Source organism: Priestia sp. YIM B13486 (genome assembly GCF_042787865.1).
GTDB lineage: Bacteria > Bacillota > Bacilli > Bacillales > Bacillaceae_H > Priestia > Priestia megaterium.
The window spans coordinates 40,299-54,036 of the sequence record NZ_JBHZOZ010000015.1 but is presented as its reverse complement, the minus strand read 5'-3'; the positions used below and the strand labels follow the sequence as shown (position 1 = coordinate 54,036).

General features: G+C 37.6%; 17 protein-coding genes. 10 read left to right on the top strand and 7 right to left on the bottom strand.

Annotated elements, in window-relative coordinates; genetic code table 11:
- Positions 1-29: 29 nt before the first annotated feature.
- The gene (locus ACFX4G_RS25060) at positions 30-632 is read right to left on the bottom strand and encodes a DUF3885 domain-containing protein (protein ID WP_013058688.1); all 603 of its coding nucleotides are present in this window, start codon (positions 630-632) and stop codon (positions 30-32) included.
- 230 nt (positions 633-862) lie between these two features.
- Here ACFX4G_RS25060 and ACFX4G_RS25055 point away from each other — a divergent pair, with 230 nt between their 5' ends.
- The gene (locus ACFX4G_RS25055) at positions 863-1,231 is read left to right on the top strand and encodes a hypothetical protein (RefSeq protein ID WP_013084654.1); all 369 of its coding nucleotides are present in this window, start codon (positions 863-865) and stop codon (positions 1,229-1,231) included.
- A 6-nt stretch (positions 1,232-1,237) separates the two neighbouring features.
- Here the strand turns inward: ACFX4G_RS25055 and ACFX4G_RS25050 are convergent, their stop codons facing one another.
- The 3 genes from ACFX4G_RS25050 to ACFX4G_RS25040 are packed head-to-tail and all read right to left on the bottom strand — an operon-like array spanning position 1,238 to position 4,917.
- Positions 1,238-2,365 carry a Ger(x)C family spore germination protein gene (locus tag ACFX4G_RS25050; protein ID WP_230184511.1) on the bottom strand — a complete coding sequence of 376 codons (1,128 nt, stop codon included), beginning with the start codon at positions 2,363-2,365 and terminating at the stop codon, positions 1,238-1,240.
- Positions 2,362-3,465 (bottom strand): GerAB/ArcD/ProY family transporter, encoded by a 1,104-nt coding sequence (locus tag ACFX4G_RS25045; RefSeq protein ID WP_377577701.1) that lies wholly within the window; start codon positions 3,463-3,465, stop codon positions 2,362-2,364. Before ACFX4G_RS25045 ends, ACFX4G_RS25050 begins: the two co-directional genes overlap by 4 nt.
- 21 nt (positions 3,466-3,486) lie before the next feature.
- Complete coding sequence (locus ACFX4G_RS25040) at positions 3,487-4,917, bottom strand: spore germination protein (protein WP_377577698.1); 1,431 nt, start codon at positions 4,915-4,917, stop codon at positions 3,487-3,489.
- 118 nt (positions 4,918-5,035) lie between these two features.
- Between ACFX4G_RS25040 and ACFX4G_RS25035 the strand changes: the two genes are divergently transcribed.
- The 3 genes from ACFX4G_RS25035 (at position 5,036) to ACFX4G_RS25025 (ending at position 6,381) form a co-directional block, all read left to right on the top strand.
- Positions 5,036-5,440, top strand: coding sequence for a secondary thiamine-phosphate synthase enzyme YjbQ (locus tag ACFX4G_RS25035; protein WP_043976663.1), 405 nt, complete (start codon positions 5,036-5,038; stop codon positions 5,438-5,440).
- A 103-nt stretch (positions 5,441-5,543) separates the two neighbouring features.
- Positions 5,544-5,669 carry a hypothetical protein gene (locus tag ACFX4G_RS25030; RefSeq protein ID WP_255255768.1) on the top strand — a complete coding sequence of 42 codons (126 nt, stop codon included), beginning with the start codon at positions 5,544-5,546 and terminating at the stop codon, positions 5,667-5,669.
- Between the two features lie 586 nt (positions 5,670-6,255).
- The gene (locus ACFX4G_RS25025) at positions 6,256-6,381 is read left to right on the top strand and encodes a hypothetical protein (RefSeq protein WP_013058681.1); all 126 of its coding nucleotides are present in this window, start codon (positions 6,256-6,258) and stop codon (positions 6,379-6,381) included.
- A gap of 149 nt (positions 6,382-6,530) precedes the next feature.
- Here ACFX4G_RS25025 and ACFX4G_RS25020 read toward each other — a convergent pair whose 3' ends face one another.
- Positions 6,531-7,073: a 5' nucleotidase, NT5C type gene (locus ACFX4G_RS25020; protein ID WP_028415087.1), complete on the bottom strand. Its 543-nt coding sequence runs from the start codon at positions 7,071-7,073 to the stop codon at positions 6,531-6,533.
- Positions 7,074-7,212: 139 nt separating this feature from the next.
- A complete protein-coding gene (locus ACFX4G_RS25015; protein WP_016765281.1) occupies positions 7,213-7,890 on the bottom strand; it encodes a C40 family peptidase in 678 nt (225 codons plus the stop codon).
- Between the two features lie 345 nt (positions 7,891-8,235).
- On the opposite strand from ACFX4G_RS25015, the gene pfkA reads away from it, so the two are divergent.
- A complete protein-coding gene (pfkA, locus tag ACFX4G_RS25010; RefSeq protein ID WP_013058678.1) occupies positions 8,236-9,195 on the top strand; it encodes a 6-phosphofructokinase in 960 nt (319 codons plus the stop codon).
- Between the two features lie 26 nt (positions 9,196-9,221).
- Here pfkA and ACFX4G_RS25005 read toward each other — a convergent pair whose 3' ends face one another.
- A complete protein-coding gene (locus ACFX4G_RS25005) occupies positions 9,222-9,365 on the bottom strand; it encodes a hypothetical protein (RefSeq protein WP_377577695.1) in 144 nt (47 codons plus the stop codon).
- A gap of 158 nt (positions 9,366-9,523) precedes the next feature.
- Here ACFX4G_RS25005 and ACFX4G_RS25000 point away from each other — a divergent pair, with 158 nt between their 5' ends.
- The 5 genes from ACFX4G_RS25000 (at position 9,524) to safA (ending at position 13,737) form a co-directional block, all read left to right on the top strand.
- Complete coding sequence (locus ACFX4G_RS25000) at positions 9,524-9,922, top strand: universal stress protein (protein ID WP_013058676.1); 399 nt, start codon at positions 9,524-9,526, stop codon at positions 9,920-9,922.
- Between the two features lie 12 nt (positions 9,923-9,934).
- Positions 9,935-10,654 carry an NAD-dependent protein deacylase gene (locus ACFX4G_RS24995; protein WP_025750171.1) on the top strand — a complete coding sequence of 240 codons (720 nt, stop codon included), beginning with the start codon at positions 9,935-9,937 and terminating at the stop codon, positions 10,652-10,654.
- 114 nt (positions 10,655-10,768) lie between these two features.
- Entirely contained in the window at positions 10,769-10,999 is a 231-nt protein-coding gene (locus tag ACFX4G_RS24990) for a YuzI family membrane protein (RefSeq protein ID WP_377577692.1), read from the top strand.
- Between the two features lie 612 nt (positions 11,000-11,611).
- On the top strand, positions 11,612-12,976 hold the full coding sequence (locus ACFX4G_RS24985) for a hemolysin family protein (protein ID WP_230184507.1): 1,365 nt from the start codon (positions 11,612-11,614) through the stop codon (positions 12,974-12,976).
- A 137-nt stretch (positions 12,977-13,113) separates the two neighbouring features.
- Entirely contained in the window at positions 13,114-13,737 is a 624-nt protein-coding gene (gene safA, locus ACFX4G_RS24980) for a SafA/ExsA family spore coat assembly protein (protein ID WP_078082276.1), read from the top strand.
- Position 13,738: the final 1 nt, after the last annotated feature.

The following is a 13,738-nucleotide window of genomic DNA, read 5'->3' as shown; positions in this document are numbered from 1 at the left end:
ATCATTCCTTTACTGAATGATTGCTTTTTTTATTGTACTTTTTTAGAGCAAGCTGCATCAATATCTAGAATCCAGTCGTGAAACTTTTGCTGAAGAAGTTGAAGAGAAGACTGATTGTTCGATACAATGTCCAGTCCGCGCTCGTCGTATAGGTGGAAGATGGTTTCTTTATTCAAATTCACAATGTAACACTCTTCTTCAATAGCCGGATGAATATGAAGATCGCGGTTGGCAATTGATTGCAAAAGAAGCTTTTCTTTCACATCATTTGTTTTACAGGCAATAATATACTCAGCGTTATTTAATAATGCTACGGATTGAACTTCTTGTTTCTTCAGGCGAGAGCGAATGAATTTTTTAATAGCTGTTTCTTTTTTCTTTTTTAAAAGTAAATCATCCTGTGCAGCATTCGCTTTGAAAACAAGTAACAGCTCATCATTTTTTTCATGGAGTGTCTCAAAAATTTCGTAAGCGCGTGCGTACACATTTTTCATGTATTCTCGTTCCCATACGCCTTTTTGATTGGTAAGCGTAAAGCGGATACCTGCGGGCGCGTTATAAAAAAGAGGTCTTTTCATTTGAACATTTGGAAACATTGTTGTTAAGTATGATTGAAGCCGCATTGTAGTCATACGCAACACCTCATTTAGTTTAGTCCTGACTTAATATGTTGAGTTTAGTCTATCACGTGATTAGCTAAATTTGTAAAGAAGTAATGTTATTTAATCAAAAGGTAACCAAACTGTTATATTTTGTTGATTTTGCATTATTTCTTTACACAACCTTTGCGGATGAACAGGTTTTTTCATACGCCTGTCGTATTACTTAACGTAGTAACGACGTGAAGAAAGGATGATATACGGTGAAAAAACAGCTTGTTCTTATTTCAATTATTACAGCTGCTTTCTTTGTGCTCATTTTTCACAAAACGATCTTTCAAGAAGGTAATCCTCTTCCTATTGCATGGAGTATTGTAAAATTAAAATCTTCGGGTGAAGATGTTGTGCAAATATCGGATAAGCCTAAAAGGTATCTCATTCATTCAGATGACTACTTAACGTTTATTAAACAAATGAAAAAGAAAAAAGTAAATTTTCAATATCAAGATGATAAAAAATTTTATTTTAATAACGACAATGAACGCCAGCTGTTCGTCAGCAAAAACTATACCGATAAGTTCACGATTATGGAACTAAAGAAAAAAGAGCTGACTGAAGCTGGCGTTGAGTAATAAGAGCTAATCCCTGCCCTGTGTCCCAAAATCTTTAATTTGAACATGAACATGATAGTCGATGGTCGACTGGCTAAATATTTCATCCCATTCATGCTGATGTTTTTTCCAAAAATGAGGATGATGAATTCGTACGTAATCATGCAGGTCAATCACATCAGCTTTGTAATTATTTTGTAATAAGCGAAGTGTTTTTTCTGCATCTTTTCGAATGATTTTTTCTATTTTTTTTTCGGTGTTCTTTACATTAGAGGCGGCAAGAGCCTGTTTTGAAGTCTCCCAATCTTCTGATAGCCTGCCGCTTGTTTGAACGTTGATGTCAAAATGAACGGAGTGATTTGAATCAATGCGGGCCTTCACATCTTGCTGAACATCTCCAATTTCATAGGAAAAGGGGTATGGACCGTGTTTGCCGTAAATAATTCCGCCTTTAATATTCCCCGTTAACCACGTTAATGCCTCCACTTGGTGCTGAGTTAAGGTGAATTTTGCTTTTTTATCTTTTATGATTGCCGCGCCGTCTATTTCAACGCTATTTTTTATTTTAGAAAGCCGCTGTATTAAAAAGCTTTGATCTGTTTTTAACTTAGCCGATAGCTCTCCCATGGTTAGGGGATTTAGAATTTTGTTCGTTTTGAATTTATTATAAACAAGCTCGTAAATTAAGTTTACAGGCGGTACAGACATTCCTTGAATCGTTAAAACGTTTTTAGCATCGCCTTTTGTAACAAACGCAAGGCTGCTGCGGCGTATTTCATTATCACGTACAAACTGATTGATAAGCGCATCAAGAGGGATGGTCTTGCTTGCTTTTTCTCCTATTAAAAGTGCTCGCTGATGCTGGCTGTATATAGGATCAGATTTCAGCGAAATATTTCGCGTGATTTCATGAATGGTAGGACCAGCTGTTGTAATGTTTTTGTATGGAATGGAAGAAGACATATTTCCGGACTCTGTCTCGGTTAACGTTTGATGAGTCAGCACAAGCTGATTTTTTCCTGTTTTTGGTTCTATTTTCGATGTGATATCCATTGCCACGCCTATAACAAGAGCAAGTTGTTCAATGTTTCGATGATTTGTACAGCCGCACAATAAAAAAATGGTCATCATGACAGGAAGACATTTTTTCGTCATTTGAACACAACCTTTTTTATTTTCATTAACATGCTGAAAAAAAGAGGGATAACCAAAAATGTCACTAAAAATGCCCAGCCTAGAACAGTTGAATAATTCGACACGTCGCTTGCTGTTTTGGGAGCTAAAGAGCTCATAAATAAAACGGGTACAAGAAAGATAATATTAGTAGTTGATCGGTTTTTGAAAATCTTTTTAAATCCTGAAACAGCTAAAAAGAAATACATTACAAAGGTTAAAAAAAACTGGAGAAGCCAGACAATAAGTAAAAATAATTCAAGCCTCTCAAAGAAAATTCCTTTTACTTCATGCGTCTGAACAAATTCAATCGTAGGCCAGACGGTCGTTTTTACCTCCGGAACGGATAACGCGCCGACAACTAATACGTAAGTGATAATATATAAAAGTAAAGGAATGGAAAATCCGATGATAGAAACTTTTCGTAAATGATTTTTGTTTTTCATATGCTTTGGAAGAAATACAATCGTTTCAATCCCTAAAAAGGAAACAGAGACGGTTGTAAAAGCAGCAAGAAGCGGATTGAATCCATCGGCTAACACGGGCTGTAAGTTTTTTAAATCGACCATTCCGATACTAAGAAGATATAAGATAAGAAGAATGATGACCGTTACAGGAAAACATAGGGCCATTACTTTTCCAATAGAATTAATACCCCCAGTGATTAAATAGACGCCTGTCAAAATAAACGAAAGGATAATTAACTCAATGGGCATCGTTTCCAGTAAATAGAAATGGATCATTTCTGCCATAGCTCTTACTTCAAAACTTGCTACAGATGTGAAATAAACGACTATAGCGAAGTTAAAGATATTTCCAATCAACTTGCCGGTTACTTCTTGCGTGAAGTCAAACATACAGCTAATCGTAAAATATTTAACCATCCAGACTAAAAAAAGAACAATTCCAATAAACAAAAGGCCGTCCATAATAAGTACAATCCATCCGTCTGCATTATTTGTCTGGTTTGTAATGCTGCTTGGCAGTGTTAATAAACCGACGCCCAGCATGGTTGAAGAGATAATTGAAATGGCATAAAAGTCTGAAAGAAGCTTGCTTGATTGTGACTGTGATTGTTCCATATGGTCCTCCTTTTGTCAGTTTTATTTGGCTTTACTTTTAGACTGTTTTAGACTTTTGTTTGGCAGACGAATATAAGAATCTTTCCACGCTTTTTTATTTAACGCAAAAAACGGTTTGAAGTAAGCCATACCAAAACTTTCGAGCTTGGTTAGATGAATGACGAGAACAAGAAAAAACATGGTAACTCCGTATAATCCAAATATTGCTGCAATCATCATAGATACGAAACGCAAAATTCGAAACGAAAGACCAATTCCGTACTGAGGAACGGTAAAGGACGCAATTGCCGATACAGATACAACAATAATCATAACGGAGCTAACGATATGGGCTTCCACCGCTGCTTGACCAATCACAACCCCGCCTACAAGTCCAACTGTTTGTCCCACAGGAGTAGGGAGACGCAGACCGGCTTCGCGCAATAATTCAAGCGTCACTTCCATAACCACTGCTTCGATAAAAGGAGAAAAAGGAACGTTTTCTCGTGTGGCCGCAATAGTAATAGCAAGCTCCGTCGGAAGCAGACCTTGGTTAAACGAAACGAGTGAAATATAAATAGCTGAAAAGAATAGGGTAATAAAAATAGACAAGTACCTTAGTAATCTTAGCAACGAACCAGCTATCCATCTTTCGTAATAATCGTCGGGTGATTTCATAATCATATCGAAAGTTGTAGGCACTAAAAGAGCAAAAGGAGAGCCATCTACTAAAATGGCTACTCGCCCTTCATTCACTGCAGCGAGAACACGATCCGGTCTTTCTGTATTTTGTACTTGAGGGAACGGTGAGTAAGGTGCTTCTTCTAAAAATTCTTCAATCATTCCTGAGTCTTGAATGTTATCTAAAGGAATGTCTAATAATTTCTCTCGGACTTGATTCACGATGTGAGTTTGACAGTGTTTATTATGAAAAACGATACTTGTTCGATGTTCCTTTGTATTTCCAATATAAATGTCTTCAATAACCATTTCTTCTTCGGTAGAACGCTGCCTTAAAAGACCAAGGTTTTCATCTAAGTTTTCGATAAGAGCAATTTTAGGGCCGCGCACTACTTTTTCTGTTGTAGGTTCACTTAAAGAGCGCTGTTTGGTCATAGACATATTCAGCGAGTATGCCGTGGTGCTTTCGCTAATGAACAGCAAGGGCTGACCTTTAAAAAAACACGAGATCGCTTGCTTGTATGTATAAACTTCTTTGTCTTTAATGACAGAAATAAACGAATCGATGTCATCGAGTGTTTGCGTTTCACTTTTTGCTTTTGTCTCAACAACATGCTGAGTAAGATTATCAAGTTTTTCTCCGTCTACTAATCCTTGGAGATAAATAATACATATATATTTTGTGGGAGACAGCCATAATTTTTTGGAACCAACGTCTGTATTTTGACCCACCAAATCTAGAAACGTTTGAACGGTGTAGTCTGCATTGGGCTGAAATTTTGAATCGAGCATAAATAAACTCACCGCCTGTTGTGTTAATGAGCTTAGTGTTTACGATGTAAAAACGAGTTATGCGAAAAATGTGGAAGAATAGAAAAGATATGTTATGGTAAAGAAAAGAGGTGATGGTATGCTACATTCATTTACGTTAAAAACGAATAAGCGTGACGAAATGATTGACGTGACGAGTCAGGTACAAGCATTAATAAGAACAGAAGGATTAAAAGAAGGGGCTGTAGTTGTTTACTGTCCTCATACAACCGCTGGTATAACAATTAATGAAAATGCGGATCCGGATGTAAAAACCGATATGATCCGACGCTTCGATGAAGTATATCCTTGGGAACATAAGTTAGATCTTCATATGGAAGGAAATACGGCGGCGCATCTCAAAGCGAGCACGGTCGGCTCCTCTCAGCATATAATCGTTCACGATGGGCAGCTGCTGTTAGGAACGTGGCAAGGAATTTATTTTTGTGAGTTTGATGGACCGAGGACTCGTACGTATTATGTAAAAATTTTATCGGCACAATAACTTTTTTTCATACGTCATTGTCCAACTTTTTTCTGAAAATTGTTATAAAACAAAGTTAATTTAATATAAATGTTATATAACAGTTAAAGGGAGAGATTGAACAATGGAAAAGATAAGTGCAGAACAAGAAGCAGTAAAAAAAGAAAATGAAAAAACAAATTTTACATGGGTGGAAGAATACCCAACCATTTTAGACATTGTCAATGAGTATTACAGTACGTGTCGATAAATAAAGTGAAGAGACAAAATTATTTTAATTGAAAGAAGATCCGAATGAGTTTGATTCTTGCTTGAGAATTTAACGCGTTCGGATTTTTTCATTGGTAGGGTGGACGTAGGTTTCGTATATGTAGACGAGGAGGCTCATCGGACGCTGACGGAAAACGAAGTCTTACACGGAAATCAACAGCGATGCAACAAGCGGTCGAGATCATTTATCTCACTTGTTCGTCTTTAGGTTGGATTGATTTAGTTATGTCTTTATATCTTTTTTTATAAAAAAAGATATAATAGTAGCAATTTTCCTAAAAGGTTTAATATAATAAATATTAGGGTACTGAATTGTATGAAATAAAGATAAGACGCATCGTTTCATACTATTTCCTTTTTTACCGCTAGTATAGCCTTGAAGAAAAAGTTTCATTTGATATACTAACTATACGCTTAGTCTTTAAGAGAAAGATGAAGATTCATTGTCATTGTTACACGCAGTGAATGAGCTGCCTTTGCTTGGCGAAAACGTCGTACAAACAAAGACAGATAGCGAATTGTTTTGGGTGCGTTCATTTAGTTCAAAACAGGGAGGCGATTAGTCTATGTTACTTGTACGTATGGCCATGATTGGTTTCTTTTCATTAACAGCCATATCATTGTTTTCTTTTCAGTCCGTTGAAATTATCCATGCCATTATGGACTTTTTCTCATCAGCTGATAAGTACTAAAAAACGATATCTTTTTTAAATAAAAAGCGGATAACCCTTAGGGGCTATCCGTCAAAAACCGCCCAAAAGGCGGTTTTTTTATGCTTATAGCTGTGCTAACAAACGCACTGCATTCATTCTCTGATGACAAAGTCCACGTGTTTTTTAGCTTAACATTCGTTAAAATAAGTATTTACGTACTGTTCAAACTGAAGCCAATCGTCCACGCGAGGGACATTTACTTCTTCGTTATAAGGGTAGCTCATGGCAACAGCATGGCGACCTGTAGCTTGAAAAGCCTTCAAATTATGCGGTGCATCATCAAATAGCAAGTCTCCGTATATTTTATCTTTTTGGTGTGTAAACACGATATTGTATTTTCCGATAAATGGAAGGTGTTTCTCAACCCACTGCTCTTTTTCTGTATAAGCATAGGTACGGCTGCTTGTAACAATTAAAATGGAAAACCTTTCATAAAGTCGTTTAAGAACCTCAACAGCATGAGGGAGAGGTTGTAAATGTAAAAAAAGCCCCGGCTGATCGAGGTAGTCATAAATTTTCGTGCCGCATTCCGGCTTTACATACTTTTCTGATTCCCAGCATTTTAACTTTTCAACCGATAAGCTGTCGCAATAATCTTTGTTATATTGGTTATGCCAATCCGTCATAAGATCACAAATGACAGAATCCATGTCAATTAAAAGGGTGTGCATTTATTCAACTTCCTTTACAGTATTCATCTACACGCTTGGTTTTGCAATGTAATGTGCTGCTTCTACTATACCAAATCTTTTACATGCAGAAAAAGAGCAAGCCGCATCAAAATCGCACAGCTTGCCCTTTTTATAGAAACTACATTCTTTTAGCACCTAAATAGCGTTTGCTCCAATAGCTCTCTTTTAGAGAAGAGATGCTCACACCTTTAGATGAAGAGCAGTGAAGAAACTGGTTATTTCCTAAATAAATTCCTGCATGAGAAGGCCCTTTTGTATAGGTTTGGAAGAACACAATATCTCCAGCTTTTGGACTTGAGACGCGCGTTCCTTTTTGATAAATTTGAGCTACTGTTCGAGGAAGCTGAACCCCGCCGCCATGTTTGAACGCATAGCCAATAAAACCGCTGCAGTCAAAGCCGCTTGGCGTTGTTCCGCCCCAGCGATATCGAACGCCCATATACTGTTTTCCTTTGTTAATCACTGCGTTAGGGTTATAGCGCGCTGAGCTAGAAGGCGATTTGCCCTTTGCTGAAACGCCTAGTTTAGCATACGTTCCTTTTCCGACAATACCATCTGCTGCTAGTCCATTTTTGCGCTGAAATGATTTTACAGCAGAAGTTGTAACAGTCCCAAAGTATGTAGTCGTATTCCCTTTAAAATAACCTTTATTTTTCAACGTTTGTTGTAGTTGTTTAACATCTTGGTGATTCATGCCTTGGCGAAGCGTTTGGTCGCCTAGAGCCGCTTGGCTGACAATCGGGCTAGTAGAAACAATAACGCCAGCAAGCGTAAGAGCTGCTATTACTTTTTTCATAAAACTAGTACCCCCTGAAAATTTTTCCTGATTTGAGTAAATTCATCATATCATCTTTCGACAGTGTTCTACGTTACAATTTCATTACATATATGAAAAAAATGAAATATAAAGGTGAATATAGTCTTATAAAAGCTGTAACTAAAAGGGTTCTTTAGATGTGCAATATTGCTAGAAAAACTTTGAATATTTGACGGTAAATAACTAAAAGATATGAAAAAGTATGTACATTTAAAATTTAACAAAGAAATATGTTGTGAATTACTACACAAAAAGTTCGAACTCGGGTAAAATGTAGAACTATAATATAGTAGTCATGTATGTGACTTTGATGAGGTGAAAGTAATGAAAAGAATAGGTGTATTAACAAGCGGCGGAGATTCTCCAGGTATGAATCCTGCGGTTCGTGCTGTTGTGCGTAAAGCAATTCATGAAGGTATGGAAGTTTACGGTATCTATCAAGGGTATCAAGGATTAATAGAAGGAAATATTAAAAAGCTAGAAGTTGGAGATGTCGGTGACATCATTCAACGCGGCGGAACTATGCTTTATTCTGCAAGATGTCCAGAATTCAAAACAGAAGAAGGGCGTTTAAAAGGTATTGAAAACCTTAAGAAGCACGGTATTGAAGGCTTAGTAGTTATTGGTGGAGACGGATCATATATGGGAGCTGTAAAACTAACAGAGCTTGGTTTCCCTTGTATCGGTATCCCAGGAACAATTGATAACGACATTCCAGGAACAGATTTTACATTAGGGTTTGATACGGCTCTTCATACGGTTATCGATGCTATTGATAAAATCCGTGATACGGCGACTTCTCATGAACGTACGTTTATTATTGAAGTTATGGGTCGTAATGCAGGAGACATTGCTCTTTGGTCAGGTCTTGCTGGCGGTGCGGAAACAATCCTTATTCCAGAAGCAAAAGATGAGTTCCAAGAAATGGTTGACCGTTTGAGAAAAGGACAAGAGCGCGGTAAAAAGCACAGCATTATCGTAGTAGCTGAAGGCGTAGCCAATGGTAATGAAGTAGCGAAGCAGCTGCATGAAGCTGCAGGTATTGAAACGCGTGTAACAGTATTAGGACACATTCAGCGCGGTGGTTCCCCAACTGCTCAAGATCGTGTGCTAGGAAGCCGTTTCGGCGGTCGTGCAGTCGAGCTTCTGCTAGAAGGTAAAGGCGGCCGTGCAATCGGTATCCGTAAAAATGAAATTGTAGATTATGATATTATGGAAATTTTAGGTGAACCTCACCATATCAATGCTGATATGTACCGTTTATCTAAAGAGCTTTCAATCTAATCACAGTATGGCTGAGGCGAAACTTCTTATATGGAAGGAGTTTCGTCTTTTTTTGATTGCATCCCTGTTCCTTCGCAGTGTTTGCATGTTTTCATGTAACTGATACCAGGAATAACGGCTAGCTTTCCGAGTCCTTTGCAAAAGGTGCAAATTAATTCAAAACCAAACATCGTTCCATCCCCTCTGTACAAGTTTTCTTTCAGTTTATCATAAAAGTAGACAAATAATTTTAAAAATTATAGAAATAATCAAAAAAATGATTACATTTGAACAGCGAGTGATATAGTAAAGAGAGAAGACCATTTTACAAAAGAGGAGAGGAAGCGTGATGTTTAAACGAATTTTACTTGCCTCAGATGGCTCAGAGCATGCAGCTAAAGCAACAGAAAAAGCCGTTCAGCTGGCTCAGCTGACGGAAAACAGTTTTATTCAGGTCATTTATGCAGTAGAGGGTGATTCAAGATTAAAATCACTTAGCCGCGATGAGGAACGGGAAAGCCGGATACATACAACAGATGAAATTTTAAAGCAAGGAAACGTGGAGTATGAGATTACGTTTATGCACGGAGACGCGGCTAAAACAGTGATTCAATTTGCTAATCAAAATTCATTTGACCTTGTAGTAATAGGAAGCAGAGGGTTAAATCCTGTAAAAGGCATGCTGCTTGGAAGCGTGAGTTCTAAGATTGCACAGCAAGTAACGATTCCTGTGCTAATTGTTAAATAGGAGAGAAATGCAATGGTAAAACAGTACAAAGAATTAAAACAGCTCATTGATGATGCTAAACACATTTGTTTTTTTACAGGAGCAGGAATGAGCACAGAGTCGGGCATACCGGACTTTCGCTCTCAAAATGGCTTATATCGCCAAAATAAAAGCTTTGTGGACATAGTAGCTGCTGACTTCTATGAGCAATATCCTCATGAATTTTGGCCGCTGTTTAAAGAAATTTTTCATATTAAAATGCTGCATCAGTATAAAGCAAATACGGGCCATCGCTTTATTGCTGAACTAGAAGAAGCCAAAACCGTGCATGTAATTACGCAAAATATTGATGGCTTGCACCAAGATGCAGGAAGCACGAACGTTTTTGAAATTCATGGGTCCATTAAGAGAGCTCATTGTCCGAGCTGTAAAGAAGAGTATGACTTAGCGTATTTAAATCAGTCAGCTCTCCCACAATGTACAGCGTGTGAGCGCCTTTTAAAGCCAAATGTTGTTCTTTTTGGAGATGCCATTCATCAGTTCGATGAAGCAGTTACAGCAGCGCTGTCATCTGATTTATTCATCGTGCTTGGTTCATCGCTTGAAGTAGCACCGATTAATCAGATTCCGCTGCTTGTGAGCCGGTACAATCGTACAAACATGGTGATGATTAATAAAGAACCTACGCATTACGATTATTTGTTTGATTTGGTTATCTATGATTCCATTGGACAAGTGGTCGCAAATTTATAAGCGTCTATGCATGGACATAGCGCTTTTTTAGCATTTAGTGATAAAGTGTAGGGATGTATCATATGGTGTAGTACATCATCCATTCGCTAATGGATAGAAGGGATGTTTGCGCATATGAGTGGAGGCTTGAGAGTTTGTCTCTTCATTGTTGGTATTGCACTCAAAGTGACAGCTGTTTTGATTTTGATTTTTGAAATGAATCTTGTCCCTATTCACGGAAGGAGTCTCACTTATTATGCTGAAGCAATAGGTATGAAACTCCCCATTATCTGTTTTGTCCTTGGGTTTTTTTGTGTAGCAGCAAGCTTTTATTTACCTGCTAAAAATCGCCGTACCAGTAAATAGCAAGGGCAGGAGACTAACTAAAACGTTTGACTGCAAAGTTTTTAACATTTAAAATAAAGTCAATAAGTTTAAAAAGAAATAGGATAATTATTCCTTATTCTTTTTAGATATACGGAAATAGAGGTGATTGGATGGGGCAGTGTACCACGTTGGCGAAGTAGCATTATATGCACCAGTGTCAAAGCGTACAATACAGTATTATATAAACCTACATTTGCTTCACGCATATCGCTCTTTATCACATAATCGCTCTTTTAAGACGTTAACAGACTTTAACTTTATAAAGATTGTAAACTACTAAATTTTTTATAAATGAATGGAAGAGAGAATCAGCGCTGAAGCAACATCATGAAATGAAGCGATGTGAGCCATTGCTTCACATCTAGAACAGCTGAATAAAGAATGACCTGCTACATTAACGAGTGAAACGTGAGATAAGGAAGAAAGACTGGCAGTTTTGCTCCATATAAAAATGTTTATACATTTATCATTTGATTCCTCCTTATATGCACTTTTCCAAGTGATCAGTACAGGGATAGAGTTCTTTATCCAAATTTTTTATTTTTTAGGAGGTGAGTCCTTACTCGTTTTTAAACGAGCTAAGGAACTTGATTGGACATATTTAACTTGATTTTACTAGCGGTACTGATTGCATTAACTGCTTTTTTCGTTGCTACCGAGTTTGCGATTATTCGCGTGAGGAGTTCCAAAGTGGATCAGCTTATAGCAGAAGGGAGCAGCAATGCAAAAGCTGCGAAGCAAGTTATTTCAAACTTAGATGAATACTTATCTGCGTGTCAGCTTGGTATTACGATTACTGCGCTGGGAATTGGTTGGTTAGGAGAGCCTACACTTTCGCATCTCCTGTCCCCATTACTTGATCAACTAGGGATAAGCGGAGCTTTAACAAAAGTACTATCTGTTGCGATTTCTTTTGCGGTTGTTACATTTATAAACGTTGTGGTCGGAGAGCTTGCTCCGAAAACATTTGCAATTCAAAAAGCAGAGAAAGTCACTTTATTATTTGTTCGTCCGCTTATACTCTTTTATAAAGTAACCTATCCTTTCATTTGGCTATTAAACAGTTCTTCTCGTTTAATAACAGGGTTATTTGGTCTAAAGCCTGCTTCAGAAAATGAGCTTGCACACAGTGAAGAAGAGCTTCGCATCTTGTTATCAGAAAGCTATAAAAGCGGTGAAATCAATCAATCGGAGTTTAAATATGTAAGTAAGATTTTTGACTTTGATGATCGCGTTGCCAAGGAGATTATGGTGCCGCGTACGGAAGTCGTTTCGATTGACCAGGAAGATACGGTCGAATACATCCTTGAGATGGTCCAAGAAGAGCGGTTTACCCGCTATCCGGTCATCGATGGAGATAAAGACCATATTATTGGAATGGTCAATATGAAAGAGATTTTAACCGAGATTGTCATGAACAACAGCAAGGAAAAAATAAATTTAAAACAGTATATCCGTCCTGTTATTGAAGTAATTGAATCGATTCCTATTCATGATTTATTGCTTAAGATGCAGCGTGAACGCATCCATATGGCTATTTTAATTGATGAATACGGAGGAACAGCAGGGATTGTAACAGTAGAGGATATTTTAGAGGAAATTGTCGGTGAAATTCGTGATGAATTTGATGCGGATGAACTTCCATTAATTCAGAAAGTCAAACCCGATCATTATATTGTAGATGGAAAATTATTAGTAAGTGAGCTTAACGAGTTGCTTGGCACAACAATTGATGATACGGATGTTGATACAATTGGAGGCTGGGTCTTGACGGAAAAATATGACGTCAAGCAAGGAGAAAGCCTTAGCTTTGATCAGTATGACTTTACCGTTACGAAAATGGAAGGCCATCATATTCAATATATTGATGTGATCAAAAAACGTCAGGTGCATCAAAGCACGGATGAAGGGGTTAATGTTTCAGACATGAATCAGTCACAGGCTTTATCTTCGTAACAAAAAGGCGCATTGCAAAAGAGCAATGCGCCTTTCTTATGGAAAAAGCGTGCTGGGAAGATGATAAAGTAATATGATGGAACTAAGGGATAATATTACCGCTATGAATCTTAAAATCAATTTGCTTTAATAAAAGTATGAAAACTCTATCAAAACTTTTATTAGTAACACTGTTGTCTGTCACTCTAGCTTTTGGTCTTAATAACACTGCGCAAGCAGCAACCGTACATACCGTTCAATCGGGAGATACGATGTGGAAAATAGCAGTAAAATATCAGGTTGGCGTTTCCGAGCTGATTGAAGCGAATTCTGCTATTAAAAATCCTAATTCGATCTATCCGGGACAGAAAATTACTATTCCAACCGATAAAGCAGGAAGTTCATACGAAGAGCAAGTAGTTCAGCTAGTGAATCAAGAACGTGCTAAAGTAGGACTTAAGCCTTTAAAGTCTAATTGGGAAGTAGCTCGCGTTGCTCGCTATAAATCGCAGGATATGATTGATAAAAATTATTTCAGTCATACATCGCCTACATATGGAAGTCCGTTCGACATGATGAAAAACTTTGGTATTACATACAGTACAGCAGGTGAAAATATCGCTGCTGGACAAGCAACTCCAAAAGAAGTGGTTAACGCATGGATGAATAGCGAAGGTCACCGTAAAAACATACTATCGAGTCAATTTACCGAAATTGGAGTAGGTTACGCTAAAGGTGGAAGCTACGGTCATTACTGGACTCAAATGTTCATTTCAAACTAAA

Coding starts and splice junctions, on each gene's coding strand:
- ACFX4G_RS25060 (WP_013058688.1), bottom strand. CDS start 632: ATGACTACAATGCGGCTTCAATCATACTTAACAACAATGTTTCCAAAT.
- ACFX4G_RS25050 (WP_230184511.1), bottom strand. CDS start 2,365: ATGACGAAAAAATGTCTTCCTGTCATGATGACCATTTTTTTATTGTGC.
- ACFX4G_RS25045 (WP_377577701.1), bottom strand. CDS start 3,465: ATGGAACAATCACAGTCACAATCAAGCAAGCTTCTTTCAGACTTTTAT.
- ACFX4G_RS25040 (WP_377577698.1), bottom strand. CDS start 4,917: ATGCTCGATTCAAAATTTCAGCCCAATGCAGACTACACCGTTCAAACG.
- ACFX4G_RS25035 (WP_043976663.1), top strand. CDS start 5,036: ATGCTACATTCATTTACGTTAAAAACGAATAAGCGTGACGAAATGATT.
- ACFX4G_RS25030 (WP_255255768.1), top strand. CDS start 5,544: ATGGAAAAGATAAGTGCAGAACAAGAAGCAGTAAAAAAAGAAAATGAA.
- ACFX4G_RS25025 (WP_013058681.1), top strand. CDS start 6,256: ATGTTACTTGTACGTATGGCCATGATTGGTTTCTTTTCATTAACAGCC.
- ACFX4G_RS25020 (WP_028415087.1), bottom strand. CDS start 7,073: ATGCACACCCTTTTAATTGACATGGATTCTGTCATTTGTGATCTTATG.
- ACFX4G_RS25015 (WP_016765281.1), bottom strand. CDS start 7,890: ATGAAAAAAGTAATAGCAGCTCTTACGCTTGCTGGCGTTATTGTTTCT.
- pfkA (WP_013058678.1), top strand. CDS start 8,236: ATGAAAAGAATAGGTGTATTAACAAGCGGCGGAGATTCTCCAGGTATG.
- ACFX4G_RS25005 (WP_377577695.1), bottom strand. CDS start 9,365: ATGTTTGGTTTTGAATTAATTTGCACCTTTTGCAAAGGACTCGGAAAG.
- ACFX4G_RS25000 (WP_013058676.1), top strand. CDS start 9,524: ATGTTTAAACGAATTTTACTTGCCTCAGATGGCTCAGAGCATGCAGCT.
- ACFX4G_RS24995 (WP_025750171.1), top strand. CDS start 9,935: ATGGTAAAACAGTACAAAGAATTAAAACAGCTCATTGATGATGCTAAA.
- ACFX4G_RS24990 (WP_377577692.1), top strand. CDS start 10,769: ATGAGTGGAGGCTTGAGAGTTTGTCTCTTCATTGTTGGTATTGCACTC.
- safA (WP_078082276.1), top strand. CDS start 13,114: ATGAAAACTCTATCAAAACTTTTATTAGTAACACTGTTGTCTGTCACT.